Annotated in this window: 20 protein-coding genes; 17 read left to right on the top strand and 3 right to left on the bottom strand. The window is 45.0% G+C overall.

Annotated features, from left to right (window positions below; all coding sequences use genetic code 11):
- Nucleotides 1–118: 118 nt before the first annotated feature.
- The 5 genes from tig to lon all read left to right on the top strand — a co-directional run bounded on the left by tig (nt 119) and on the right by lon (nt 7,859).
- Nucleotides 119–1,510: a trigger factor gene (gene tig, locus JOD02_RS05830; protein WP_204487820.1), complete on the top strand. Its 1,392-nt coding sequence runs from the start codon at nt 119–121 to the stop codon at nt 1,508–1,510.
- A 36-nt stretch (nt 1,511–1,546) separates the two neighbouring features.
- Nucleotides 1,547–2,131, top strand: a complete 585-nt coding sequence (clpP, locus tag JOD02_RS05825; RefSeq protein WP_204487818.1) for an ATP-dependent Clp endopeptidase proteolytic subunit ClpP — start codon at nt 1,547–1,549, stop codon at nt 2,129–2,131.
- Between the two features lie 21 nt (nt 2,132–2,152).
- Nucleotides 2,153–3,439, top strand: coding sequence for an ATP-dependent Clp protease ATP-binding subunit ClpX (gene clpX, locus JOD02_RS05820; RefSeq protein ID WP_204487816.1), 1,287 nt, complete (start codon nt 2,153–2,155; stop codon nt 3,437–3,439).
- Between the two features lie 197 nt (nt 3,440–3,636).
- The gene (gene lonB / locus JOD02_RS05815; protein WP_394355745.1) at nt 3,637–5,310 is read left to right on the top strand and encodes an ATP-dependent protease LonB; all 1,674 of its coding nucleotides are present in this window, start codon (nt 3,637–3,639) and stop codon (nt 5,308–5,310) included.
- Nucleotides 5,311–5,477: 167 nt separating this feature from the next.
- Nucleotides 5,478–7,859 (top strand): endopeptidase La, encoded by a 2,382-nt coding sequence (lon, locus tag JOD02_RS05810; protein ID WP_204487814.1) that lies wholly within the window; start codon nt 5,478–5,480, stop codon nt 7,857–7,859.
- A 3-nt stretch (nt 7,860–7,862) separates the two neighbouring features.
- Here the strand turns inward: lon and JOD02_RS05805 are convergent, their stop codons facing one another.
- Nucleotides 7,863–9,428: a hypothetical protein gene (locus tag JOD02_RS05805; protein ID WP_204487813.1), complete on the bottom strand. Its 1,566-nt coding sequence runs from the start codon at nt 9,426–9,428 to the stop codon at nt 7,863–7,865.
- A 211-nt stretch (nt 9,429–9,639) separates the two neighbouring features.
- Between JOD02_RS05805 and JOD02_RS05800 the strand changes: the two genes are divergently transcribed.
- From JOD02_RS05800 to JOD02_RS05775, 6 genes are all read left to right on the top strand, one after another.
- Complete coding sequence (locus JOD02_RS05800) at nt 9,640–10,341, top strand: hypothetical protein (protein ID WP_204487811.1); 702 nt, start codon at nt 9,640–9,642, stop codon at nt 10,339–10,341.
- Between the two features lie 696 nt (nt 10,342–11,037).
- Nucleotides 11,038–11,898, top strand: coding sequence for a GGDEF domain-containing protein (locus tag JOD02_RS05795; protein ID WP_204487809.1), 861 nt, complete (start codon nt 11,038–11,040; stop codon nt 11,896–11,898).
- Between the two features lie 278 nt (nt 11,899–12,176).
- Nucleotides 12,177–13,301 carry a sodium ion-translocating decarboxylase subunit beta gene (locus tag JOD02_RS05790; protein WP_204487808.1) on the top strand — a complete coding sequence of 375 codons (1,125 nt, stop codon included), beginning with the start codon at nt 12,177–12,179 and terminating at the stop codon, nt 13,299–13,301.
- A gap of 18 nt (nt 13,302–13,319) precedes the next feature.
- Nucleotides 13,320–13,466 (top strand): OadG-related small transporter subunit, encoded by a 147-nt coding sequence (locus tag JOD02_RS05785; protein WP_204487806.1) that lies wholly within the window; start codon nt 13,320–13,322, stop codon nt 13,464–13,466.
- 132 nt (nt 13,467–13,598) lie between these two features.
- A complete protein-coding gene (locus JOD02_RS05780; protein ID WP_204487804.1) occupies nt 13,599–15,635 on the top strand; it encodes a sodium-translocating pyrophosphatase in 2,037 nt (678 codons plus the stop codon).
- A gap of 131 nt (nt 15,636–15,766) precedes the next feature.
- On the top strand, nt 15,767–16,246 hold the full coding sequence (locus tag JOD02_RS05775; RefSeq protein ID WP_204487802.1) for a DUF134 domain-containing protein: 480 nt from the start codon (nt 15,767–15,769) through the stop codon (nt 16,244–16,246).
- A 13-nt stretch (nt 16,247–16,259) separates the two neighbouring features.
- Here JOD02_RS05775 and JOD02_RS05770 read toward each other — a convergent pair whose 3' ends face one another.
- Together JOD02_RS05770 and JOD02_RS05765 are read right to left on the bottom strand one after the other, a co-directional pair.
- Nucleotides 16,260–16,964 carry an anaerobic ribonucleoside-triphosphate reductase activating protein gene (locus JOD02_RS05770; protein WP_204487800.1) on the bottom strand — a complete coding sequence of 235 codons (705 nt, stop codon included), beginning with the start codon at nt 16,962–16,964 and terminating at the stop codon, nt 16,260–16,262.
- Entirely contained in the window at nt 16,961–19,054 is a 2,094-nt protein-coding gene (locus JOD02_RS05765) for a ribonucleoside triphosphate reductase (RefSeq protein WP_204487798.1), read from the bottom strand. Before JOD02_RS05765 ends, JOD02_RS05770 begins: the two co-directional genes overlap by 4 nt.
- A 415-nt stretch (nt 19,055–19,469) precedes the next feature.
- Between JOD02_RS05765 and JOD02_RS05760 the strand changes: the two genes are divergently transcribed.
- The 6 genes from JOD02_RS05760 to JOD02_RS05735 all read left to right on the top strand — a co-directional run bounded on the left by JOD02_RS05760 (nt 19,470) and on the right by JOD02_RS05735 (nt 26,636).
- Nucleotides 19,470–20,189 carry an MBL fold metallo-hydrolase gene (locus tag JOD02_RS05760; RefSeq protein WP_204487796.1) on the top strand — a complete coding sequence of 240 codons (720 nt, stop codon included), beginning with the start codon at nt 19,470–19,472 and terminating at the stop codon, nt 20,187–20,189.
- 81 nt (nt 20,190–20,270) lie between these two features.
- A complete protein-coding gene (locus JOD02_RS05755) occupies nt 20,271–22,700 on the top strand; it encodes an alpha-mannosidase (protein WP_204487794.1) in 2,430 nt (809 codons plus the stop codon).
- A gap of 194 nt (nt 22,701–22,894) precedes the next feature.
- Nucleotides 22,895–23,620 (top strand): YebC/PmpR family DNA-binding transcriptional regulator, encoded by a 726-nt coding sequence (locus tag JOD02_RS05750; protein WP_204487792.1) that lies wholly within the window; start codon nt 22,895–22,897, stop codon nt 23,618–23,620.
- A 173-nt stretch (nt 23,621–23,793) separates the two neighbouring features.
- Nucleotides 23,794–24,393: a hypothetical protein gene (locus JOD02_RS05745; protein WP_204487791.1), complete on the top strand. Its 600-nt coding sequence runs from the start codon at nt 23,794–23,796 to the stop codon at nt 24,391–24,393.
- A gap of 118 nt (nt 24,394–24,511) precedes the next feature.
- On the top strand, nt 24,512–25,465 hold the full coding sequence (gene proB / locus JOD02_RS05740; protein WP_394355744.1) for a glutamate 5-kinase: 954 nt from the start codon (nt 24,512–24,514) through the stop codon (nt 25,463–25,465).
- The gene (locus JOD02_RS05735) at nt 25,389–26,636 is read left to right on the top strand and encodes a glutamate-5-semialdehyde dehydrogenase (RefSeq protein WP_204487789.1); all 1,248 of its coding nucleotides are present in this window, start codon (nt 25,389–25,391) and stop codon (nt 26,634–26,636) included. The genes proB and JOD02_RS05735 overlap by 77 nt, the downstream gene beginning before the upstream one ends.
- The last annotated feature ends 9 nt before the right edge of the window (nt 26,637–26,645 follow it).

Raw genomic sequence — 26,645 nt, 5'->3', positions numbered from 1 at the left:
AAAATACCAAAATTACTGTTTAATAGGATATCAAAAAATATTGGACTTGTCTACAGTTTATGCTATAATTAAAATGTTGTGAAGAAGAGCAGTATTTAACAAAGGAGGAACTTAACAAGTGAAAGCTACAGCTGAAAAGATAGAGAACAATAAGGTTAAGCTGAAGTTTCAAGTTGATGCCCAAGAGTTTGAGAAGGCGCTGGACAAATCTTACGTTAAGAATAAGGGCAAATTTATAATACCGGGTTTCAGAAAGGGGAAGGCTCCTAGGAAGCTCATAGAAAGGTATTATGGAGAAGGCGTCTTTTATGAGGATGCCTTTAATGAGATATTTTCAGATGTTTACTGGAGAGCGGTTGAAGAAAATGGGCTTGAACCTGTGGACTATCCCACGGTAGAAGAGATTGAACAGATTGGCAGCGGGAAAGACTTGGTATTCACAGCCAGCGTCATTGTAAAGCCGGAAGTGGAACTGGGGCAGTATAAAGGAATAGAAGTGGAAAAAGTGGAGTATAATGTTACAGATAAAGATGTAGAGGATACCCTTAAGCGAGTGCAGGAAAGGTATGCCAGATGGGTGGCTGTTGAGGGTAGGCCTATAAAGGAAGGAGACATGGTCACCCTTGATTATCAAGGCTTTGTGGATGGGCAACCGATTGAGGATGGAAGTGCTCAAAATTATACCCTCGAGATAGGCTCTAGATCATTTATCCCTGGCTTTGAGGAGCAGCTTATCGGCCTTAGCGCAGGAGACGAAAAGGAGATTAAAGTCACCTTCCCCGAGGACTATGGTGTAGAAAGCTTGAAAGGCAAAGAAGCCGTATTTAAGGTGAAGATTCATGACATAAAGGAGAAGGAGCTGCCAGCGCTGGATGATGAATTCGCCAAGGAAGTGAGCGATTTTGAAACCATCGAGGAATATAGAGCGCACCTAAAAGAGGACCTTGAACGAATTGCCCGAAATCGGGCGCGAGAACAGATGGAGGACCAACTTCTGTCGCAAGTGGTTGAGGCAGCGAAAGTCGATATCCCCGATGTTATGGTAGAACGGGAAATTGACATTATGTTGGGCAATTTCGAGATAGGGCTTTATTATAGAGGCCTCACCCTTAAGCGGTATTTAGAGCTTACCGGCATATCCAAAGAGGATTTGAGGGCACAATATAGGCAAGAGGCATATACTAGAGTTAAGACTGGCTTGGTGTTGGAGAAGATAGCAAGGGTTGAGGGCATTGAGGTTACCCAGGAGGACCTGGATAAAGAGCTGGAAGAGCTGGCTAATCAGTTTAATATAACCGTAGATGAAGCGAAGGAACGCTTTGCTGAAAGCGTGGAGAGAAGGAAAGATGAAATATTGGTTAAAAAGACCATAGATTTCTTGATGGATAATGCTGTTATAGTGGATAAAGCGCAAAAGACGCAGCAGGATGACCAGCAGGGTGATGTTAAGGCTGAAAATGGTAATGAGAGCACAAGCCAGCAAGCAGTAAAAGATACTACGGCTGAATGAACTTAAGTTTATGATAGATTGAGAGGTGATCAAGGGATGAGCTTGGTACCTATCGTTGTGGAGCAGACCAGCCGTGGTGAACGCGCATACGACATATACTCACGGCTTTTGGAGGATAGAATTATATTCCTTGGCGGGGAGATATATGATGAAACCGCCGACCTTGTGATAGCTCAGATGCTGTATCTAGAAGCCAAGGACCCCGACAAGGACATACAGCTTTACATCAACAGCCCTGGGGGCTCGGTGACGGCTGGGCTGGCCATTTACGATACCATACAGTATATCAAGTGCGATGTGTCAACCATATGTATTGGAATGGCTGCCTCCATGGGAGCTTTCTTATTGGCGGCCGGCACTAAGGGTAAGAGGTATGCTCTGCCTAACAGCGAAATCATGATCCATCAGCCTATTGGCGGGGCACGGGGTTCTGCATCCGACATAAAGATACACGCTGAGCAGATCCTCAAGATCAAGAGGCGCCTTAACGAGATTTTGGCCGAGAGGACAGGGCAACCCCTGGAAAAGATAGAGAGGGACACTGATCGTGACTTCTTTATGTCGGCATATGAGGCCAAGGAATACGGCATCGTCGACGAAGTCATTGTGTCGCGTAAATAGTTAAATTAAGAGGTGAAAAAATTGGCAAGATATGATGATAGAAAGCAACTTAAATGTTCTTTCTGTGGTAAGACCCAGGACCAGGTAAGGCGCCTGGTGGCTGGGCCGGGGGTCTATATTTGTGATGAGTGCATAGAGTTGTGCCAGGAGATCATAGAGGAGGAATTTGAAGAATCGTCCAGCTTCGATATGCACGATATCCCCAAGCCCCAGGAAATTTATTCTATACTTAACCAGTATGTCATAGGTCAGGACAGGGCCAAAAAGATACTTTCAGTGGCAGTATACAATCATTACAAGCGCATTAACAGCGATTCAAAGAAGGATGGTGTGGAGCTACAGAAAAGCAATATATTGATGCTGGGGCCAACGGGGTCTGGCAAGACGCTGCTTGCTCAGACGCTGGCAAAGATATTGAACGTCCCCTTTACGATAGCAGATGCTACCACTCTAACCGAAGCTGGATACGTGGGCGAAGATGTGGAGAACATCCTTCTGAGGCTCATTCAAGCCGCCGATTATGATATCGAGAAGGCCGAAAAAGGTATAGTGTATATAGATGAAGTAGATAAAATAGCCCGAAAGTCAGAAAACCCTTCCATAACCCGAGATGTATCCGGCGAGGGCGTACAGCAGGCTTTGCTTAAAATCTTGGAGGGTACCATTGCCAATGTTCCGCCCCAGGGGGGGCGTAAGCATCCCCACCAAGAGTTTATACAGATAGACACCACCAATATTCTCTTCATATGTGGTGGCGCTTTTGAAGGTATAGAGAAAATTATTCAGAACCGTATAGGAAAGAGTTCGCTGGGATTTGGGGCAGAGATTCGAAGTAAGGTAAACAGCGATCCCAGTGAGCTTCTCAAGCACATTATGCCAGAAGACTTGCTCAAGTTTGGTTTGATCCCGGAGTTTGTGGGACGTCTCCCCATTATCGTTACCCTCCATGCTTTAGACGAGGAGGCTTTGGTGAAGATTTTGACGGAGCCCAAGAATGCTTTGGTTAGGCAATATCAAAAGTTATTTGAGATGGATGGGGTGACATTGGAATTTGAGGATGAAGCGCTGCGCTTGATTGCCAAGCAGGCCCTTGAACGCAAGACGGGCGCTCGTGGTCTGAGGGCTATAATGGAAGAGCTGATGCTAGATGTAATGTTTGAGATTCCTTCTCGTGAAGATGTGGAGAAGTGCATAATAACCAAGGATGTGGTGCTAAGAAAGAGTGAGCCCATAATAATAATTTCGGAAGGGCAGCGGGCACGTAAAGGGTTCAAAAAGCAAAAAGAAAAGCGCGAATCGGTGTCATAAGGCGATACAAAAGCGGGTTTAAAAAGGGAGTGATATAAGTCGCTCCCTTTTTATTTTTACCAAATTTTTACTAAGCGTGATGTCTTTTCTTTAAAAACACCTCTTGTAGAAAACAAATTGGATAAAAATCATCTGGTTACATATACTATCCAGGAGAACGGTTAAAAAAACGGTATCTCGAAAAGGGGGAATACCACTTGCTGACTAATGCCGTGGTCATAATACAGCTCTTTTTTGCCATAGTCATAGGGCTGTATTTTTTAAACCTGCTCAGAAGCCAGCAGGGCAATAAAGTAGCGGTGGAGAAAGAATCAAAAAAGGAGCTTGAGAACCTCCAACGACTTCGCGAGATTTCTTTGACCGAACCATTGTCTGAAAAAACCCGCCCTACCAGCTTTGATGAGATAATAGGGCAGGAAGAAGGAATAAAGGCTTTACGGGCAGCGCTGTGCGGACCTAATCCTCAACATGTGATAATTTATGGACCTCCAGGGGTGGGGAAAACCTGCGCTGCGCGGCTGGTGCTGGAAGAAGCAAAGAAGAATCCGATGTCGCCATTTCGTCACGATGCCAAGTTTATAGAAATGGATGCAACATCCATACGTTTTGATGAGCGCAGCATAGCCGACCCTCTCATAGGTTCGGTGCATGACCCCATATATCAAGGAGCGGGGCCGCTGGGGATTGCTGGGATTCCGCAACCAAAGCCTGGAGCAGTTACTAAAGCCCATGGAGGGGTGCTATTCCTGGATGAAATAGGCGAGCTTCATCCCATACAGATGAACAAGCTGCTGAAGGTACTAGAGGATAGAAAGGTGTTTTTTGAGAGCGCATATTACAGCTCCTATGATACCAATATCCCCAGACACATTCATGAGATTTTCCAGAAAGGGTTGCCAGCAGACTTCCGCTTGATTGGGGCAACCACAAGAAGTCCTAGCGAGATACCTGCGGCCATAAGGTCTAGGTGCCTCGAGATATTCTTCAGAGAGTTAAGGCCCGATGAGGTCATGCAAATTGCCAGGAATGCGGCTAAAAAAGGCGGCTTTTCAATTGCTGAGCGAGCCGTTGAGTTGGTGGGCAAGTATGCAGGCAATGGCAGGGATGCGGTTAATATGATACAGCTTGCTGGTGGTCTTGCTTTGACCGAGGGGAGGACCGACATTACCGTAAAAGATATAGAATGGGTGATAAACAGTGGACATTACAGCCCAAGGCCTGAGAAAAAGGTAGAAGGTATTCCAAGGGTGGGCTGTGTAAATGGACTGGCTGTATACGGGGCTCACCTGGGAACCATCATGGAAGTGGAGGCCTCAGCAATGCCTGCCGGAAAAGGGAAAGGCATGGTTACGGTAACAGGTATAATCGACGAGGAAGAAATGGGTTCTGAAGGAAAGCGAATGCGCAGGAAGAGCACTGCCAGGGATTCGGTGGAAAATGTGCTGACAGCCGTGAGGAAGTGGCTGGGTGTAAACCCCAGGGATTATGATGTGCACCTAAATTTCCCCGGTGGCATACCTGTGGATGGCCCTTCGGCGGGGATAGCCATGGCGGTGGCGGTGTATTCGGCTATAACGGGGCAGCCTGTGGATGGTAGAGTGGCCATGACGGGAGAGGTATCCATTTTGGGAGAGGTAAAGCCGGTGGGGGGTATAGCTGCCAAGATAGAGGCGGCTGTTCAGGCGGGAGTAAAAAAGGTAATAATACCTATGGAAAATTGGCAGGAAACCTTTAAAAATTGCGATATATCGATTGTTCCGGCAAAAAGGATTGAAGAGGTTATAGAACATGCTATATATCACGGGGAAGATGATGCCAGCGTTACAAATATATCACATAAAGCTAAATTATTGAGCGCATCGGCAAAATAGTCAGGCCGGGATTATATATCCCGGTTTTTTATTGCGTAATTTTTAAATAATGGCAAATTATATATGGCAGCTTGATTTTTTATCCATTTATTATATAATTTAAAAGTCGAAAGGTTGTGCAGAATAGTATGTAGGGAACTTCCCATAGATGTGGAGGAGAGAAATTTATGGCCGAACAAACGGCTGAGAAGAAAAGAGGTAGAAAAAAGAAATCCAACAACAAATTAAGGCGCATACCTTGTCTGCCGCTTAGGGGTCTGACGGTTTTCCCGTATATGGTGTTGCATTTTGATGTGGGGCGGCAAAAATCCATTGCTGCACTGGAAGAAGCAATGGTAAATGACCAGGAGTTGCTTTTGGTGGCACAAAAGGATGCAAAGATGGATGACCCTGGTATTGATGACATATATCATGTAGGTACTGTGTCTAAAATAAAGCAACTTCTCAAGCTTCCAGGAGATACCATACGCGTGCTGGTGGAAGGGCTCAGGCGTGGACGCATTGTAGAGTTCATATCCACAGATCCCTATTTTGAGGTGAAGGTTGAAGAGATAGAAGAAAATGACCTTGAACCGAATAACTTGGAACAAGAGGCTTTGATGCGAAGCGTACTTGACATATTTGAGGATTATGTGAAGCTGGGCAATAAGGTGTCTCCTGATACGCTTATATCGGTCAATGCTGTTGACAAACCTGGTCAGTTGGCCGATATCATAGCTTCCAATGTGCTTGTCAAGATTGAGGACAAGCAAAACATATTAGAGGCATTTGATCCGCAGGAGAGACTAGAAAAGCTGTACGGCATATTGACTAGGGAAATTCAAATCCTGGAGATTGAACGGAAGATCAATCAACGGGTGAAGAAGCAGATAGACAAGCTGCAGAGGGAATATTACTTAAGGGAACAGCTTAAGGCCATACAAAAGGAATTGGGAGAAAAGGATGGTATAGGTGAAGAGGTAGAGGAATACAGGCGAAAGATAGAAGAAGCTCATCTGCCTGAAGAAGCCTACGAGAAGGCAATGAAAGAGCTTGACAGGTTGTACCGGATGCCCCCTGGGTCGCCTGAGATAGGGATTATAAGGACGTATTTGGATTGGCTTGTGGAGCTGCCGTGGAATGTTGAAACCGAAGACAATACTGACATAAAAAAGGCTGCTAAGATACTTGATGAGGACCATTATGGCTTGGAGAAGGTGAAGGAACGGATACTTGAGTATCTGGCGGTACATCAGCTGACCAAGCAGATGAAAGGCCCTATACTGTGTTTTGTGGGACCGCCAGGGGTAGGTAAGACCTCGATCGCTAGGTCTATCGCGCGGGCGCTCAACAGGAAATTTGTCAGGATGTCTCTGGGCGGCGTAAGGGATGAGGCGGAGATCCGCGGGCATCGAAGGACTTATGTGGGAGCCATACCCGGCCGGATTATAGCTTCCATAAGGCAGGCTGGTACTAAAAATCCGGTATTTCTGTTTGATGAAATAGACAAGATGAGCAGCGATTTTCGAGGGGATCCCGCTTCTGCTATGCTGGAGGTGCTTGACCCGGAGCAGAACTTTGCTTTTCGAGACCATTATTTGGAAGTACCGTTTGACCTGTCCAAAGTTATGTTTTTGACAACAGCCAATACCCTTGAAACCATTCCCAGGCCCTTGTTGGACCGGATGGAAGTAATTCATATTTCTGGCTATACTGAAGAGGAAAAGGTGCACATAGCTTCCCGTTATCTTATCCCCAAACAGGTAAAGGAACACGGGCTTAAAGAAGGAAGCGTTCAGATACACGAGCGCGTCATAAGGGATATAATCAATTATTATACTCGTGAGGCTGGAGTACGAAATCTGGAGCGGCAGATTGCAACCATATGTAGAAAGGCTGCCAGGAAGATATTGGAGACAGGTCAACAGAAAGTAAGGATAACCAGCGGCAATTTAAAGCGTTATTTGGGCGTTCCCATATACCGCTATGAGAGGGCGGGACAGCATGACCAGGCTGGCATTGTCACCGGTTTGGCCTGGACGGCTGTAGGGGGAGAAACCTTGCTGGTAGAAGCCATCCATATGCCCGGAAACGGTAAGCTGGTGCTTACTGGTCAACTGGGTGATGTCATGAAAGAATCAGCACAAGCCGGCTTTAGCTATATACGCGCCAAGGCCAAAGATTTGGGCATAGACCCTAATTTTTACAACAATACCGATATTCACGTGCACATCCCCGAAGGTGCAATACCAAAGGATGGCCCATCGGCAGGAATTACCATGACAACCGCCATAATATCGGCATTGACGGGTATACCTGCCCGTAGCGATGTTGCCATGACGGGCGAGATAACTTTGAGGGGCAGGGTGTTGCCCATTGGCGGCTTAAAGGAAAAGGTACTGGCGGCTCATAGAGCAGGCATTAGTAAAGTGATTATCCCTGCTGAAAATGAAAAAGACTTAAAGGATATACCAGAAAATGTTAAACGTAAGATAGAGATAATACTGGTGGAGCACATGGACCAGGTGCTTGAACATGCTTTGGTGGAGGTTCCCAAAACTAAGGAGTGACTTTTAGCTTTCTTCTTGCGAATTTACTATTATGTCAACATTTCCCAGGGATATGCGCTGAGGAGTGGTGGGGGACTGCATCGCTTGTGGGGTTTGGTTGTCGCTTATATTTTTTAGTTTAGAGTGAAGATCGCATGATGGTTGTTCAGTGCTGTGTGGGTGCAGGGTGGTTTGTCTGCTGTTTGTGTCGGGGGCTGTGACGTCGTCATCCACTTTTATAGTAGATTGAGTTGGCAGCGTGATGTGGTTGTCTGGAGTGTTCTTGGAGGTCTGAATAGTCGGATGCGTTTGAGAATCCTGTTCTTTATGTGAATCAGGCTTTTTTTCTTTATTGCCGATATTTCCGTTGTAAAACGTCTGTTTTGTGCTTGCCCTTAGCTGTTCTACCTGGAAATTGAGCTTTTTTATCATAGCTTCCAGGAAATATATGGATTTGCTGTTTTGCAGGAGTTGCTCTTGAAAAGCATAGAGGGCGGAGGTTATGTTATCAAGCTGTTGTTCTATTTCAGCTACCTTTTTTTCTAATTTGGCGTATATCGGTTGCTGGTCATTTTTTTTGTCGGGGATTGGAGGAATGGCTTGCAGGCTTGGATGCTCTAAGGAATCATGAAGGTCTAAAATCCCTTTGTAGTTTATGCTCCATAGCCTGAGAGTTGGGGGAAGGTTTGGCTTATCAAAAGATGTATAGTAGAAAAAAGTTAGGTTGTCTGATGAGGTACGGGGAATAGTTGTGGGTGAACTCCAGGTATTTCCGCCGTCTTTTGAAGATATAAAATATATATCGTTTTTCATTTCCCACAGACAATACAGGTCTTTAAGTAACAGCAATGTTGGAAGGATGGGCTCTTCTTGTCCGGAGTATATGATTTTTGCTTCCTGTATATTGTTTCTTGCTTGAAGCCCGTTTCTTGCCTGTAAGTATTTTATAACATAACCGTTATCCTCTTTTTCTTTCCAGATGATGTGAAGGTTTTGCGAATCGGCATATAGATAAAAATCTGAGCAGCCATTATCGAGTTTGTAGATAGCTATTGGCGTTGCCCAAGATGAGAAGGAGGGGCTGAAACAAGAATAGAAAAGTTGGGTTTGATGGTTCTGATGCTGGCTAAATAAGAGGTGGATGTTTCCTAGGTTATCGACGAAGAGGTTTTCTATGTTTGTAAAGCTGTTGGGAGGCAAGGCCCATGTCTTTTGTTTTATCCATTTGTTTCCATTCCAACGGTAATGCGTTAGCATTTCTGTGTTACTTTTTGATGAGCCCTTTATTTGATATAGTACATGAATAGTATTGAGGTATGCTGTTACGGCGAGATAGGGGATGCTTTGCATCGAAGATCGAAGGGATTCTACGGTCTGGTATTGCCATTTTAGGCCGTCCCAGTGACAGTATATAAGCTGGTTGGCAGTAGTATATGCCAATACATGTATGTTGTCGCTGGAGTCAATGGTAGCTGAGAAGTCTTTTACTTGCTGCCAATCCAGTAAAGGGTTGTGAATTTGGCTTTCGGGTTGGGAATCTAATTGACAGTATACTATGTTACTTTCAGGCGAGAGGAAGAAACGCCACAAGGCTCCTGTTGAGGTTTTGAGAACAAATGACTTATTTAGGCTTGTTGACATGATATCACCCGTTTCTGCTCAAGAGTATTTATTAAATTCCTATGATATGATTCGAGAATTTATCCCACAGGCTATCACATCTGATTGAATTTTTACATATTATGCAGTGAGAGGAAATACCGATTTCCTCAAAATATTGTGAGAGAAGGAGGTAGAAAGGATGTCTTTCTATTCATATAAAAATCGTGGAAATGAAAGGTGTCCGGGTAGAATTACTTTTGATGGCTGCAAAAAGATAATAGAAAAAGTGTGCATACAGGTGGACAAGGTATATGATGCGTGTCTCCAGCAGGAAACTTTAAATGACGTAAGGATTGTTGTAAAAGATGTGTGCGGTGATTTGAGGGAGTTTACCCCGCCGTTTACTTTCATAGGTTGCAGGAGTACCAGCGTAAAAGGTAAGTTGGTTGGAACCCAAATCACCAGGTTGCCTGATCGGCCAAACTTTGCAAGGGTACAGACTAAAGTGGAAATTCCTGTTGAGGTGGTTTTTGAGGACGCACACGGCAAGAAAGGTACTGGTAACAGCTTTATATGTGTGCCTAAGGATGTAATACTCTACGTACCCGATGAGTCGGTAATCCCCTTCCAGCTGGAAAGCACTGTAAATGCCATGTGCGTCTCAGGCAGGATTGTGCCCGGTGATGTCTTAAGGTTTGATGTAGACGTCTGCGTTACAATAATTTTGAAGATTGTGGCCAAAGTCGAACTGCTAGTGCCTTCGTTTGGATTCTGTGACATTCCACCTTGTGAAGAGTTTGCTGAGAACGTCTGCGAACAGTTCTTCAGCCTTCCGTTGTTCCCTCCACAGCTGGAAGATGTGAATCCCCGTATGCGCACCATGCAGGACGAACAAGAATAACTGATAAGGCATAAAAAAACGGAAAGGACGTGCATGTCCTTTCCGTTTTTGGGGGTCATTTTGGCGTGTCAGTATATCAACTTAAGAATCAACACTATCATAGTACAGCATATTATAATAGAAAAAAATGTTATCACGCTTTCCCGTTCTTTGGGGGTCAATCTATATTCATTTGGTGGAGCAAATTTCCTTTTTCTACAACATAACTTTTTTAATCCGGATAAGAGTGCCATCATTTACACTCCTTTTGCTCTGTATTTACAGAGAACTTTACCCTGTATATACGCTTTTATTTTAAGTTATCAATTATTAAAATACAATAGGACTTTGGTATTGTTTGTCGTATTTTGTTGAAGTGTGTAGTCCTATAAAAATAGGATTTAGGTTCCAGCATGATTGTTTTGACCTACTTTTTCCTTGTTTTATCGGTAAAAATGTATTACAATAACTAGTAAAGTGGGTCTAATGTCATAGGCCTTAAGTCCTAAAAGAAGGCTTTAAAAGTTTTGAAACGTTGTAAAGGGTTGATTATTCTATTATGTAAAATGGGGTTATACGGAGAACACTTATACAAATGGTATTCCATGACCGCCTAATCTCTCTTAAGGTTGAAAAAGGAGGAACGGTAGCTAACTAAACAGCCATCCCGGAGATTGATCGGGATATGGTGTTGTGTGTTAGCAAAGTAGTGGAGCTATGATTACGACGGTGTCTTCCATAATGGAAAAGGACCTCATTACAATTGAATCGATGGATAGCGTGGATAACGCACGCCGAATAATGACTCAGTATAGGATAGGTTGTCTGCCTGTAATGGAGGGCGGACGGCTAGTGGGAATTATAACCACGTGGGATATCATGTCTTCTCATCCTGATGCGTTGGTGGTTGATGCTATGACTGCACCTCCTATTTATGTTGAGCCTACGGCTTCATTATGGGAAGCAAAGGAAAAAATGGATAGGTACGGCATAGAAAGGGTGTTGGTAGTAAAAGATGGGCAGCTGTTAGGTTTGGTTACCAAGACCAGGCTCTATTTTGAGATTGCTAAGCACTTTGATATGCTTACGCAGCTTAACAAAAAGGATTATATTCTCTATGAAGGTGTTAAACTACTGAAAAGTGGCCAAGAAGTGTCTGTGATATTTATAGATATTGATGGATTTGGCATTATTGACAAAGAATATGGCCATGTATTTGGAGATTTGATATTGAAGGAAATAAGCGATTTGCTTAAGGCCAAGGTGCCTGATGACTGCTTTTTGTGCCGTTATGGTGGTGACGAGTTTGTCGTGTTGACTCCTTACAGGCAGGAGCGTTGTATAGAACTGGCGAAGGAGCTTTTGAAGGTTATATCCCAGAATGAGTACAGCATAAAAGTGAGCATCACAGCCTCTGCCGGTATTTCAGGAGGGAGGAGGGAGAAAAGCCGCTTTTCAGGAAATTATGTTGATGATATAGAAAACCTAATCAACCTTGCAAGCTTAGCATCTACCAGCGCCAAGAGAAATAAAGTGCCTTTGATGATTGCTGAAGGTTTTATACCGAGCAAAATGTAAAAAAGTCTCGATTGCTCGGAATTTTTGTATAATAGCATTAAAAATCATTTAAAAAAAGCAGAGAACGTTCTTGAATTTATTTAGCTGTGTGATATAATTGCTCTGATGATTTTATGGAGGGACCAGGATATGCAGCTTTAAGGAGGGGGTAAGGGTAAGTCTTATATATCGCTTTTGTCTATACTGATGGTTAGGTCCGTCAGTTTTTCTATTTTTTTGTTTTTGATTCCAATATATACTAAAAATTTACAAATTAGTTTAATTTATGGAGGTAGATTATGGATAAGCTGTTTGTGGGGTTTGCTCATATAGGTTTACCGCAAATTATAATGTATGCAATAGGCGGTTTCCTGATATATCTTGCAATTAAGAAGGAATATGAACCTATGCTTTTGTTGCCCATAGGCTTCAGCACCATATTGGTGAATTTACCCCTTTCATCGGTTTTAAATTATGAAGGTACACCAGGGGTGCTAAAGATATTGTTTGATGCCGGTATTCAAACCGAGCTTTTCCCAGTGCTCATTTTCATTGCAGTTGGAGCCATGATCGATTTTACCCCTCTCCTTGCTAATCCCACGATGTTATTCTTTGGAGCTGCAGCCCAATTTGGCATATTTGCTACAACTGTCATTGCGCTGCTGGTTGGGGCTGACAGCCTCAAAGTTGCTTCAGCTATAGGAATTATAGGAGCTGCTGATGGTCCCACAGCCATATTTGTAGCCAGCAAGTTTGCCAAGGAATACCTTGGTCCTATCACTGTAGCGGCGTACTCTTACATGTCTCTTGTTCCCATTGTTCAACCCCCTGTAATTAAGCTGTTGACTACAAAAGAGGAACGCATGATTAGGATGGAATACAAGGACGTCAAGGTGCCCAAATCTGTCAAGATTTTGTTCCCCATATTCGTTACAGTTATTGCAGGAATTGTAGCGCCTATAAGCGTGCCGCTCGTAGGCCTTCTAATGTTTGGCAACCTGATAAGGGAATCGGGGGTTCTGGAGAGGCTTTCAAAGGCGGCACAAAATGAACTAGCGAATATTGTGACGATACTTCTTGGAATTACCATTGGCTCGACCATGGTGGCCGAAAAATTTTTGCAGCCCATGACTTTGGTTATCCTTTTAGGTGGGTTGGGAGCTTTTATATTTGATACAGCAGGTGGTGTGCTGTTTGCTAAATTTTTAAATCTTTTCCTCAAGAAGAAGGTTAACCCCATGGTAGGAGCAGCCGGTATATCGGCCTTTCCGATGTCTGCACGAGTCATCCAGAGGATGGCTCAAAAAGAGGACCCTACCAATTTTATTCTTATGCATGCGGTGAGCGCTAACGTAGCAGGTCAGCTAGGTTCTATTATAGCAGGAGGCTTGATTTTAGCATTGGTGCCGCTTTTGGCGGGTTGAGCTAGGAGGTGTGACAGTATGTTTGAAGGCATCGTACATGCGTCGGAGCTTACAAAATCGCTTTTTTTAATGGTAGTGGGTGTAGCAGGTGTTTATACTACTTTGGCGCTTTTCTATCTAATGGTAAAAATATTGATGAAGGCTTTTAAAAACCATGACGCTTAAAAAGGCATAAATTTTGCTGCAGGGCTTGCGTTTGTAAACGTACGGTTGCTTGAAATGTGGCGGCTGTGCTTTTGCAAGCGTAAGGTCATGTGGCATAAAATTTAAAAATTTAAAAGGAGAGGAGAATGGAAGGTGTTTTGGGTTTATGCAGCTATCGTAGTTTCAATTGCTTCTTTTGTGCTTGCAGGATACCTGTATTCCTGGGTAAAAAAGCAGCCAGGCGGCAATAAAGAAGCCGAAGAGATAGCGTCCCTTATAAGACGCGGGGCCAGTGCCTTTCTGAGAAGGGAGTACAAAATACTGGCTGTGTTTGCTTCGGTGGTGGCAGTACTCATCTTGCTTTTCTTGCCCCATCCTATTTGGAAGAGCAACTTCTGGACAAACTTCAGAATGGCTATTACTTTCTTGTTTGGTGCTTCTCTGTCTGCAACCGCTGGTAAGATCGGTATGGATATTGCCACTATTGCCAATTTAAAGTCGGCTGTAGCTTCCAAGAAGGGTATAGCTCCTGCTTTTGGAGTGGCATTCAAAGGCGGAGCTGTTATGGGTATGGCTGTGGTTGGCTGCAGCTTGTTTGGCGCTTCAATATTGTATCTTCTTACTAATGATCCTAATACTGTATTGAGCTTTAGCTTTGGTGCAAGCACTTTAGCCCTGTTTGCCAAGGCCGGTGGTGGGATTTATACCAAAACTGCTGACGTAAGCGCCGACTTAGTAGGAAAGGTAGAGCTTGGCATACCGGAAGATGACCCCAGAAATCCTGCTGTAATAGCTGATAATGTAGGCGATAATGTCGGTGATGTGGCCGGAATGGGTGCTGACTTGTTTGACTCCAATATCGCTTCCATAGCTGCTGCTATGGTTATAGGTCTATCACTTGGGCAGCAACACCTGGTGTTCTGTTATGCTACACTGGGATTGTTTGCCTCTATATTGGGTGTGCTGTTTATAGGTATGGGCAAGCACAAAGACCCAGGCAGAGCTTTGAATACCGGTACCTATATCACCACCGTATTGTATGCGGTTTTGACCCTTGTGGTATCGCTGGCTTTTAATTATGATTTGCGCATATGGGGTGCTACGATGGTAGGGCTTGTGGTTGCCGTCATTATAGGTATTACTTCAGACTATTTCACAGGGGACGGCAAAAAGCCTGTGGAGAAAGTGGCTAAGGCATCCAGCATCGGACCTGCTTTCACTATACTGAGTGGTTTTTCATATGGACTTTTGAGCTGCTTCCCAGCACTTTTAGGGATAGGTTTTTCAGCTTTGGTGGCTTATAAGCTGTGCGAGCCGATGGGAGCAAGCTATGCCATGTTTGGCATAAGCATGGCGGCTATAGGTATGCTATCTATTGTGGGAATGATCATTTCAAATGACGCTTTTGGTCCAATTGTTGACAATGCTCGTGGTTTGGTTGAAATGGCCAAGATGGGCGATGAGGCTCTAGTCGTCAGTGACGAGCTGGACGCAGCAGGTAACACAGCTAAGGCTATAACTAAAGGGTTTGCTATTGGTGCCGCGGGGCTTACCGTTATAGCTTTGCTTGGCGCTTATAGAGAGACGGTAATGAATGTGACAGGTTCGGATATTAGCTTTAATATAATGAATCCTCTGGTATTCTTTGGCATAATGGTTGGGCTGGCTGTGCCGGCTGTATTTTCTGCCATGTTGATGCTGGGCGTTGACCGAAACGCTGAGCGCATGGTAGCCGAGATCCATCGCCAGTTCGAGACCATACCCGGCCTTAAAGAGGGTAGGGAGGGCGTAAGGCCCGAATACGAGAAGTGCATAGATATAGCCACAATAGGTGCCATAAAAGAGCTGATTCCTGCAGGCTTAATGGCTATAGTGGTAACGCTCATAGTAGGCTTTATAGGCGGTATCCATGCTATTGGTGGATTCCTAACGGGTAATATCGTGTCAGGTTTGTTCCTAGCTTTACTCATGGCCAATTCCGGTGGTCTGTGGGATAACTCCAAGAAATACATTGAGACAGGTGTGTACGGCGGTAAGGGGTCTGATGCTCACAAGGCGGCTGTTATCGGTGACACCGTCGGAGACCCCTTCAAGGATACCGCAGGACCGTCGCTTAATACGCAGGTAACCGTTGTTTCCTTGATTTCCTCCCTGGCTGCTACTCTGTTCATAGCCTTCTCGTTATTCTGATAGGTTGACTTTTAAATACATGTTTTTATCTGGGCCTAGCACAAAAAACCCGCTCATCAAAAAGATGGGCGGGTTTTTGTATGGCTAATCGGCAATCAATGTGTTAAAATAAAGATGGGGAGTGTGAGACTATGGCAAGACCTGTAAAATGGCGAAGGGTGGAGTTCATTCCTAATGTCAGGCACTTTATTCCCGAAGGTGTGCGCAACAGTACAGTTGAGGAGAACTTACTGCAGATAGAGGAGCTGGAAGCCCTGCGTTTAAAGGATTTAGAAGGATTGGAGCAGGAGGCCTGTGCTGAAAGGATGGGTGTTTCACGTCAGACCTTTCAGCGCATTTTGAACAGCGCTCGCCAAAAGGTGGCTGATTCGTTGGTCAATGGCAAAGCTATAAGGATTGGGGGCGGGTATTTTACCCGAAATGTATGCCAGGTTTACTGCAGGCAGTGCATGGCCCAGTGGGATGAAAGCTATGAGAATTTTTCTAAGACAAAAGAGGGGGGTTATACATGCCCACATTGCGGTTCAAATGAGGTGGCGTGCCATGTGCCTCCTGGACAGGGCAGAGGGTTTTGTTATGGCCATTGTTGGAGGTACGGGCAGAGGGGATGAGTTGTGGCGTGTATTACTCCACCCCGCGGGTGAGGCATACCTCCACCACTGAGGCTATCTCGGATATTATTTCAGCAAAGACTTCAGGGGGATGTGGGGAGCGAAAAAGGCGTATATCTCTCATTTCTATTTTTGTTTGGGGCATTCTGAACTGCTGCAGCACATACCGCCTTGCGCCTTTTATGGTTTGAGCGATTTTAAGTATGTCATCCTTATTAAGATCAGGTACAAAAGTGGTGCGGAACTCATAATCTACTTTTCCGTTCATTATTATCTCTATGCTTTGTTGTATACTGGCAACGTTAACTTCTACTCCACAGAGTTCGTTATACCTCTCAAATGGGGCTTTTATATCCATGGCGATGTAGTCTAACAAATCCTTTTTTATTAGCCTTTTCAGCACGTGGGGATGGGTACCGTTGGTGTCAAGTTTAACCAGGTAGCCTAATTCTTTTATCCTGGCGACAAATTCTTCTAGGTCAGGCTGAAGGGTGGGCTCCCCGCCGCTTATTACTACCCCGTCAAGGAATAAACGTCGGGACTTTAAAAACTCCATTACATTGTCTACATCGTATGTAACATCGATGTTTTCGGTGTCAAGAATGTGGCGATTGTGGCAAAAGTAGCAGTTTAGGTTACATCCAGGGGTGAACACGACTGCAACGATATTACTTGGGTAATCCACAAATGAATTCTTTTGTATGCTAGCTATCCTCATAGCGCCTCTTCCCGTATCTTGAATTTTTTTCGGTCAAGGTACTCGCGTTTTTTGCCGGGGTTGTAGTTTTGCACCGGCCTTAAATAGCCCGTAACCCTTGACCATACCTCGGTTTCGGTTCCACAACGAGGGCATTTAAAATGCTCTCCCTTTATATACCCGTGCTGGTTGCAAATGCTGAAGGTCGGTGTGATGGATATATAGGGTATTTTGGAATGGGTAAAAATCTTTTGTATGAGCTTTTTAGCCACTTGGGTATCCTCAATCTGCTCTCCCAGGTAAAGGTGAAGCACCGTTCCGCCGGTGTACAGCGATTGTAACTCGTCCTGCAAAGCTACTACCTCGAATATATCATCGGTATAGCCCACTGGAAGCTGAGTCGAGTTGGTGTAGTAGGGTGTCTCGTCATTGCCTGCGGTTATGATGTCGGGATACCTGCTTTTGTCCAGTCTGGCCAGGCGGTAGGCTGTGGCCTCGGCTGGGGTGGCTTCCAAGTTATAGAAATGACCTGTCTCCTTTTGCAGCTCTACCAAAAGGCTGCGTAAATAGTGCATTATCTCTATGGCAAAGGCCTGACCTTCTGGTGTGGTGATATCCTTTCCCATGAAATTTAAAAGGGCCTCATTCATGCCTACAATGCCTATGGTGCTGAAGTGGTTGTACCAGTACTGTCCCGTGCGCTCTTTTATGTGGCGCAGATAGTGTGTGGAGTAAGGGTAAAGCCCATTTTCGGATTGCTGTTCGATGACCTTTCTCTTGATCTCCAGGGCGGTCTTGGCGATCTGTACCTGCCTCCATAGGCGGGATTTAAACTCGCTCTCGGAGGAAGACAGATACCCTATTCTGGGGAGGTTTATGGTTACCACTCCAATTGATCCGGTCATAGGATTGCTGCCAAAGAGGCCGCCGCCCCGTTTCCTTAGTTCGGTTATGTCCAACCTCAAGCGGCAGCACATGGATACCGCATCCTCGGGGGATAAGTCAGAGTTTACGTAGTTGGCAAAGTAGGGTATGCCATACTTGCAGGTTATCTTCATAAAATCTTCAACCACCGGGCTGTTCCAGTCGAAGTCACGGGTTACGTTGATGGTGGGAATAGGGAAGGTAAATACCCTACCCTTTGCATCGCCTTCCAGCATTACGTCGCAAAAAGCCCTGTTGAACATGTCCATCTCTTCCTGGAATTCGCCGTAAGTCTTATCCATCATCTGTCCGCCTATTATGACAGGCTGGTCCCGGAGGGTGGAGGGGACCTTGATGTCAAAAGTCAGGTTAGAAAAGGGGCACTGGAATCCCACACGGGTAGGAACATTGATGTTGAATATGAACTCTTGAATGCATTGACGCACCTGAGTGTAGGTCATGTTGTCATAGCGGATGAAAGGGGCACAGTAGGTGTCAATGCTGGACCAGGCCTGAGCCCCTGCAGTCTCACCCTGGGTAGTGAACGTGGAGTTCACTATCTGTCCCAAAAACGATCGCAAGTGTTTGGCAGGCTTGCTTTCCACCTTGCCCGGCACGCCGCCGAATCCCTCAAGTAGCAGCTGGCGCAGGTCCCAACCGGCGCAATACGGACCGAAAAATCCCAGGTCGTGGATATGGAGGTCGCCGCTCTCGTGTGCCTCCCTTACCTCTTGGGGGTAAATTTCATGGAGCCAGTAATTTTTTGTAAACACCTCGCGCACGTAATTATTAAGGCCGTTTACGCTCTTGTGGGTGTTGGCGTTCTCTTTTATCTGCCAATCTTTATCCCCAAGATAATTGGAAAACATCTCGATGGTGGCACCGATCAATGCGTTTAGATTTCGTGCATTCCTTCGCTTCTCACGATACAGTATGTATGCCTTTGCCGTTTGAGCATGCCCGTTTTCTATGAGTACCTTTTCCACAATGTCCTGTATCTCCTCAACTTCGGGGATTCTATCGCCAAATTTGAGGTTTGCAATGTCGACCACCTGGCGGCACAGCTCTTGTGCTCTGTTAAAATCATTACCACCGCATGCCATGGCAGCCTTAAATATTGCCCAGGTAATTTTTTCAGGCTGAAATTTCTCAATCCTTCCGTCTCGCTTGCGAATATGGGTTATCATGGTTTTCGCTCCCCTTTCGACTTATTGATGCTATTGTTAAACCAACATGGTTTATGAAAACAGAAGGTTATAATATACTACATATTGGTGTTTTTAATTTTAACACATACAACAAGTTGTGTACACAACAATAGAGGATTTTTTTTTAATATTTTATGACTTATAACTTCAAATAGCTCAAGAATATTTGATTTTTTTAAAAATAGCATAATTTTTTTACTGAACCAGTCATAAGGGCATCATGTGTTACATTATCGCGGTAGTTAAATTTAGGATGATGCAATTTTCCCATTCATTTAGGCCGAATTGTTCACATTAAAATTTACTATAATTCGTTATTCCCAAAAGAGGTTAGAGAGTATATAATATATTTGGTCAAAAGAGCCATATTAACATTTTTTGTAAAGGAGGAGCTATGAAACTGCTAAACAATTTTTTCCAAGTTGCGGGACCGGCGTTGTCGCACAGGTTTGATGCAACTGCTTATTTGCTAGACGGTGGCAAGGAGCTGCTGCTCATCGATTGTGGTACCCCGGAGGGTTACAATGATTGCATCAGTAACATTAGGAAGTTAGGCTATAACCCGGCGGATATATCCTTTATATTAGGAACCCATGGGCATTATGACCATGTGGGAGCAGCTGCCTTGTTTAAAAGGGATTTTGGATGCAAGTTATATCTTCATGAGGCAGACGCCCAGCGTGTAATTGACGGTGATGGTCTTAAGACCACTGCTTGGCTTTTGTATGGCTCGTCTTTTCCACCGTGCGCTGTGGACGGGTTTTTAAAGGATGGCGATGTATTCAAGTATGATAACTTTACCCTTGAGGTCCTTCACACTCCCGGACATACCCCTGGCAGCGTATGTTATATCTTGACCATTCAGGGCATTCGAGTGCTTATAGCAGGGGATACCATTTATGGGGGTTTTAGTATGCATATAGGCTCTAGCGAAGAACGATGGCGTGAGAGCCTTGATAAGATATGCAGCCATCATTTTGATGCCATGGTAATAGGCCATTCAAATCCCGTGTTGCTGGCCGATGCTGATGCCAGGCTCCGAGACGCAAGGGCATCATTTGCAAATTACTACAATCCCTGGTTTAAAAATTTCAAAGATGAGTACAAATATTGATTGTAGAGAAAATATTATCTTGCTGCTTGAAGCATATCTATAATTAAACCTAGATTGCACGTAATAGGTGGTGTAATTGTGATGAAGAACAAAAAGCTTAGCATGATAGGACATGCTCACATTGATCCAGTGTGGCTATGGCAGTGGCAAGAGGGTTTTCAGGAAGTGAAGGCTACATTTCGTTCGGCTTTGGACAGGATGAAAGAATACCCGGAATTTAAGTTTATCTCAAGCTCGGCTGCTTTTTACGAATGGGTAGAGAAAAATGACCCAGAGATGTTTGAGGAGATCAAAAAGCGCGTGGAAGAGGGACGTTGGGCTATAGTAGGGGGTTGGTGGGTAGAGCCAGATTGCAATATTCCCTGTGGTGAATCATTTATAAGGCACGCGCTGTATGGACAGAGGTATTTTAAGAAAAAGTTTGGGAAAGTAGCTAAAGTGGGGTTCAATCCCGATAGTTTTGGGCACAACGGTATGCTCCCACAGCTCCTGAAGGTAGGCGGTATAAAGTATTATGTGTTTATGAGGCCTATGCCTAATGAGAAGGGCCTGCCCAGCAGGATATTTTGGTGGGAGTCGGATGATGGCAGCAGGGTTCTGACATTCCGTATTCCGTACGAGTATCTTACCTGGAAGGGGAATGTGGAGGGGCATGTAAGGCGTTGCGCAGGTGAACTGAAAGAACCCTATACCCATTTGATGTGCTTTTATGGCGTGGGCAACCATGGGGGTGGCCCCACAAAGGAGAATATAGAGAGTATATATGAGCTGTCCAAGAGGGAAGACATGCCACAGCTGGTGTTTAGCACTCCTGAGGAGTTTTTTGCCGAGATAGAAAAATCAGGCATTGAATTTCCTGTAGTACATGATGACCTGCAATACCATTCGGTAGGGTGCTACAGCGCCCATTCAGGAGTTAAAAAATGGAACAGGGAATCGGAAAATTTGCTGATTAAGGCCGAAAAGTTTTCAGCCCTTGCTGATATTTTAACAGGGCAACCCTATCCCGATGATTTCGAAAAGGCGTGGAAGGACGTGCTTTTCTGTCAGTTCCATGATATCCTCGCCGGGACTAGCCTGGAAGAAGCCTATGAAGATGTGCGAAATATGTATGGTGAGGCCATGGCCATTGCCGGTCGAAACCTCAATTACGCGGTACAGTCAATTTCCTGGAAGATCGACATACCTTTGGATGAAAATATGCGGCCAATAGTGGTCTTCAACCCCCATTCGTGGGATTGTGCAGTGCCCATTGAGGTGGAACTGGGGAATTTAGGCAGTGAGTTTAGCCTATTGGATGATGATGGCAAAGAGGTTGCTGTTCAAAGGATAAAGCCGCATGCTGCTTCCAACGGTAGGTACAGGATTAGCTTTGTGGCTGACCTTCCGTCTATGGGCTATAGGACATACAGGTTATTCAATAAAAAAGCCACAGTACGGTTTGACAACATTAAAGCAAATACATATTGTATGGAAAACGGCAGACTACGGCTAGAGATAGACCCGGAGACGGGATATATTAGCAGCCTGTATGATAAGATAATGGGAGTTGAGGTATTCAAAGGTCAGGCGGCAGTGCCGGTTGTCTTGGAAGACAACTCTGATACTTGGAGTCACAACGTGGTAAGGTATGATAGAGAAATAGGAAGGTTTAAGTTGGATAGCATAAGGCTTGTGGAACAGGGGCCTGTCATGAGCACCATTAGCGTGAAATACTCTTATGGTAGCTCTACCCTTATTCAGAACTTTACTTTATATAGTCAGCTTAATGAGGTGGATGTTAAGGTCACAGTTGACTGGCGAGAGCAGTTTAAGCTCCTTAAGATAAAATTTCCTTTCAATTTGGTATTCAGACAGAATACCTTCGAGATCCCTTATGGGTGTATAACGAGGTGCGACGATGGTAGGGAGCAGCCAGGACAGTCATGGGTGGATGTGACCGGTATAATACCTGGTACATCTGTACGGTATGGTGTAACCATAATAAATGACTGCAAGTACAGCTTTGACGTGTCCAATAATGTATTGAGCATGACTGTACTGAGAAGTCCTGTATACGCAAACCACGATCCATATAAGCCTTGTGCTGAGGAATATTATTCATTTATAGATCAAGGCTTACAGCATTTTAGTTACAAGATACTTCCTCATGATGGTGGTTGGGAAGAGGCTGGTACTGTTAAGAAAGCAGCGCTTTTTAACCAAAGGCCGGTGGCCCTCATTGAAACATATCATGAGGGTGCGTTGCCACAGAAGATGTCCTTCTTGGCTGTTGACGTTGACAATGTAGTTGTGGAAGTTGTGAAGAAGGCAGAGGATGACGATGATATAGTGATAAGGTGCAGAGAGGTCCATGGGCTTAATACCAAAGCGACAGTATTTTTCCGTAGCCTAAATAGGGACATAGAGGCTGAGTTTAGACCATACGAGATTAAGACGTTCAAGGTTCCTAGGGATTTATCCAAGCCGGTTGTTGAGACAAACGCTTTAGAATGGGTGGAACAATGTTGAAATAAGCCGAGAGGAGGTTAATTTTAAAATTAGAACCTTCTTGTTTTTTATATAGGTTACATTGTGGAGGTGTATCTTTTTTTTTCTGTTTGTGTTTCCAAATCAAGGCTAAAAAAACCTACCCCTTCACAGTTTGATGAACTTATGCTATTATAGGAAAGAAATAAGCGTCAGTGCAGGAGGTTAGCATACTTATGGCTGGACATTCAAAATGGGCAAACATCAAGCACAAGAAGGAAAAGACTGATGCACAAAAGGGCAAGCTGTTTACCAAGCTTGGCAGGGAGATTGCCGTGGCTGTTAAAGAGGGAGGCAGCAACCCTGAGACAAATCCCCGGCTGCGAGACGCTATAGCCAAGGCTAAAGCGGCCAACATGCCCAGCGAAAACATAATGAGAACGATAAAGAAAGCCGCTGGTGAGTTGGAGGCGGTAAACTATGAGGAAGTCATGTATGAAGGGTATGGCCCACATGGAGTGGCTATAATTGTCGAGGCGCTTACTGACAACAGGAACAGGACAGCCAGCGATGTGAGGCACATATTTGAACGCCATGGGGGTAACTTAGGAGCTGCCGGATGTGTGGCCTGGATGTTTGACCGAAAGGGCTTGTTGGTCATAGAGAAAAATGGGAATATAAATGAAGAAGAACTTATGATGCAGGCTTTAGAGGCCGGTGCAGAAGATATATCCGATGAGGGGGAAGTGTTTGAAATCATTACGGCTCCGTCGGATTTTTCCGAAGTGAGGGAACAGCTTGAAAAAGCGGGGTATTCATTTGTAACCGCTGAGATAGCCATGATTCCTCAAAATTATGTTGAGCTGGATGAAGAGGCTGCAAATAAGGTGATGAATCTCGTTGAAAAGCTGGAAGACCATGACGATGTACAAAACGTATTTACTAATTTGAGGATGGACTGATGGATAATTATTTTAGCTAAACTCTGGTATTAGGATTTTAGTCGATTAAAAGTGAAAGTCGATTTTCTAGGTATTGACAGCGTCACCGCCATGTGACCAAGCTTTGGGGTATGTATAACAAGTGCAAAAAATGGGAACACTATAATCCAAATCCATATTTTGGAGGGATTATGGTGTATATAGGGCGAAAGAGCGTTTTTCTGGGTGCGGTGGCGTTGATTATACTGGGAATGATAATGGGTTACACTTATACCTTGTTAACCGAGATGTTCCAAGATGAGGAGCGCATTGAAAAGGAAAAAGCGCAGGATAACAACGAAGGGGTGCTGTTTAACTCGTTTGAACCTTTAGCAGTGGCTGAGCCACTTCAAACCACCTCTGAGACGACGACTTTTATATTTGAAAGGGTATACAACCTGTGTGGCCATAATTTAGTTTCTTACAGGTCAGCAACGCCGCAAGAAGTTGGGCTTTCACGGAAACAGGTGAAGGACATGTATTCATCGTGGGATATAAAAGAGTTTTCGGCGTCCATCGTATGGCTGTGTGAACGGGTAGATGGTTATTGTCCTAATCACTATGTCATAAAGGATAACGATGGGCGCATAGCTATTTGTCGGCCTCTTGAGGACGGAAGGGGATTTTATCTGATACGCCAGACAAGTATCGATACCGCCTTTTTGGATGCTGACCTTCAAGAACGCGTAAAAGAAGGATGGGTAGTGGATTCCCTGGAGCAGGTAGAACAGCTTGTTGAGAGCTGGGATAGCTGAGTTTTTTTGAGCAGCGATAATGGTTTGCCGAGATGATGGTACTTTGTAGGGTTTTTATATGATGGACGGTAAGGCCTTTGGTAATACTAGGGAATTTATTAAGAAGGGGTAAGGCGATATGGGGGATGTTGTAGAGGAGAAACAGGAAAGGGGAAAAACTACAAGCAGTGAGGACTTAATGGATGCAAAGGATGTCATGGAAAGGATAAAAAACGCAAAAACCGTTGTGGTAAAGGTGGGGACGTCCACCATAACTCATCACAATGGCACTATAAACCTGCTTGTGGTTGAAAAGTTGGTCCGAGCTTTGTCGGACCTTAAAAATGAGAACAAGAACGTGGTGTTGGTCACCTCTGGAGCTATAGGTGTAGGGTGTTCCAGGATGGGGCTTAAGAAGAAGCCTGACTCCCTGCCGGAGAAGCAAGCCTTGGCTGCCATAGGCCAGGTGAGTTTGATGCATGTATATTCAAAGCTGTTTAGCGAATACGGCCAGATAGCTGCACAAATCTTGCTTACCAAGGATGTAATAGAGGATGAGCATCGAAAGAACAACGCCATTAACACGTTCAATACCCTTTTCAAGTATGGGAGCATTCCTATAGTGAACGAGAACGACACTGTAGCTACTGAGGAGATCGAGTTTGGGGACAACGATACCCTGTCAGCAGTGGTGGCAGTGCTTGTGAAAGCGGACCTTTTGATACTGCTTTCGGATATAGATGGCTTGTATGATAAGAATCCCAAACACCACCCGGATGCGAAGCTCATTCCAGTGGTGTATGGTATAACCCGTCAGATCGAGCGAAATTGCCAGAATACCGACAACAGCTTCGGTACTGGTGGAATGATAACAAAGCTGGCTGCTGCTAGAATATGCAACAGCCACGGCATACCCATGGTCATCGCAAATGGGGACAACCCCTATAACATATGCAGGATCATAAATGGAGAGCCTGTGGGGACTATCTTTGTTCCTAACGGAGAGGAGGATAATGATGAGCGAGGTTTTGGAGAAGGCCAAAAAGGCCAAATCGGCTGCTACCCAGCTGGCAAAGCTCTCCTCCAGCGTTAAAGACAGGGCACTGGAGATGATGGCTCAAGCCCTTGAAGACAAAGTCGATTATATCATTGAGGCCAATAAACCTGATGTGGAGGCGGCTATACGAAACGGCAAGTCCAAGGCTTTTATTGACCGTTTGACCCTTAACGAAAAGCGCATAAAGGACATGGCTGAAGGGCTGAGGGTGGTGAAGTCACTGCCTGATCCGGTGGGAGAGGTAGTGTCTATGTGGAGGCGGCCAAACGGGTTGATCATTGGCCAACGCAGGGTGCCGCTGGGCGTTATAGGAATCATATACGAGTCCAGGCCCAATGTGACAGCTGATGCAGCAGGGCTATGCCTTAAGACCGGCAATGCGGTTATACTTCGCGGAGGTTCTGAGGCTATACAGTCCAACAAGGCTATAGTGGAGGTTTTGGTCCAGGCGGCTTACCAGGCTGGCATCCCTGAAGGGGCCATTCAGCTCATCGAAGATACCGACAGGGCTAGCGTGCGTGAGCTCATGCGTTTAAACGGCCTTGTAGACGTGCTCATCCCACGGGGTGGAGCTGGGCTTATAAAGGCTGTGATTGAGGAAGCTACCGTGCCTGTCATAGAAACGGGGGTGGGCAATTGCCACGTGTATGTAGACGGCGAGTGCGACCAGGACATGGCGGTGAAGATTATAGTAAACGCCAAAACGCAGAGGCCGGGGGTTTGCAACGCTGCCGAAACGTTGCTTGTGGATAAGAGGATTGCGGCGGAGTTTTTGCCAAAGGCGGTTAAGGCTTTGCGTGAAAAGGGCGTCGAAATTCGCGGCTGTCAAAAGACGCTGGAGATTATACCCGATGCCGTCCCTGCTACGCCAGAGGACTGGGATACAGAATACCTGGACCTAATACTAGCCGTAAAGGTGGTAGACGGAGTTGACGAGGCCATACAGCATATTAGGCAGCACGGAACAGGCCACTCTGAGGCCATCGTCACAACAAACTATTTTACGGCCCAGAAGTTTTTGGATGAAGTGGATGCCGCTGCTGTGTATGTGAATGCCTCGACGCGCTTTACCGATGGATTTGAATTTGGGTTTGGTGCTGAAATAGGCATAAGCACTCAAAAACTGCATGCCCGAGGACCTATGGGGCTTAAGGAGCTTACCACCATAAAGTACATCATATACGGAAACGGCCAGATAAGGGAGTAAAAAATAAAG

Origin of the sequence: Caldicoprobacter guelmensis (assembly GCF_016908415.1) — a bacterium.
GTDB classification, from domain to species: Bacteria; Bacillota; Clostridia; order Caldicoprobacterales; family Caldicoprobacteraceae; genus Caldicoprobacter; species Caldicoprobacter guelmensis.
Note: the sequence above shows the minus strand (reverse complement) of the source record. Positions and strands in the feature narration are given on the sequence as shown.

Bases quoted from the DNA above. Each gene is read 5' to 3' on its own strand.
- JOD02_RS05765 (WP_204487798.1), bottom strand. From the start codon at position 19,054: ATGATAACCCATATTCGCAAGCGAGACGGAAGGATTGAGAAATTTCAG.
- JOD02_RS05775 (WP_204487802.1), top strand. From the start codon at position 15,767: ATGGCAAGACCTGTAAAATGGCGAAGGGTGGAGTTCATTCCTAATGTC.
- JOD02_RS05760 (WP_204487796.1), top strand. From the start codon at position 19,470: ATGAAACTGCTAAACAATTTTTTCCAAGTTGCGGGACCGGCGTTGTCG.
- JOD02_RS05750 (WP_204487792.1), top strand. From the start codon at position 22,895: ATGGCTGGACATTCAAAATGGGCAAACATCAAGCACAAGAAGGAAAAG.
- JOD02_RS05755 (WP_204487794.1), top strand. From the start codon at position 20,271: ATGAAGAACAAAAAGCTTAGCATGATAGGACATGCTCACATTGATCCA.
- JOD02_RS05800 (WP_204487811.1), top strand. From the start codon at position 9,640: ATGTCTTTCTATTCATATAAAAATCGTGGAAATGAAAGGTGTCCGGGT.
- JOD02_RS05790 (WP_204487808.1), top strand. From the start codon at position 12,177: ATGGATAAGCTGTTTGTGGGGTTTGCTCATATAGGTTTACCGCAAATT.
- clpP (WP_204487818.1), top strand. From the start codon at position 1,547: ATGAGCTTGGTACCTATCGTTGTGGAGCAGACCAGCCGTGGTGAACGC.
- JOD02_RS05785 (WP_204487806.1), top strand. From the start codon at position 13,320: ATGTTTGAAGGCATCGTACATGCGTCGGAGCTTACAAAATCGCTTTTT.
- JOD02_RS05735 (WP_204487789.1), top strand. From the start codon at position 25,389: ATGAGCGAGGTTTTGGAGAAGGCCAAAAAGGCCAAATCGGCTGCTACC.
- JOD02_RS05795 (WP_204487809.1), top strand. From the start codon at position 11,038: ATGATTACGACGGTGTCTTCCATAATGGAAAAGGACCTCATTACAATT.
- proB (WP_394355744.1), top strand. From the start codon at position 24,512: ATGGGGGATGTTGTAGAGGAGAAACAGGAAAGGGGAAAAACTACAAGC.
- JOD02_RS05770 (WP_204487800.1), bottom strand. From the start codon at position 16,964: ATGAGGATAGCTAGCATACAAAAGAATTCATTTGTGGATTACCCAAGT.
- lon (WP_204487814.1), top strand. From the start codon at position 5,478: ATGGCCGAACAAACGGCTGAGAAGAAAAGAGGTAGAAAAAAGAAATCC.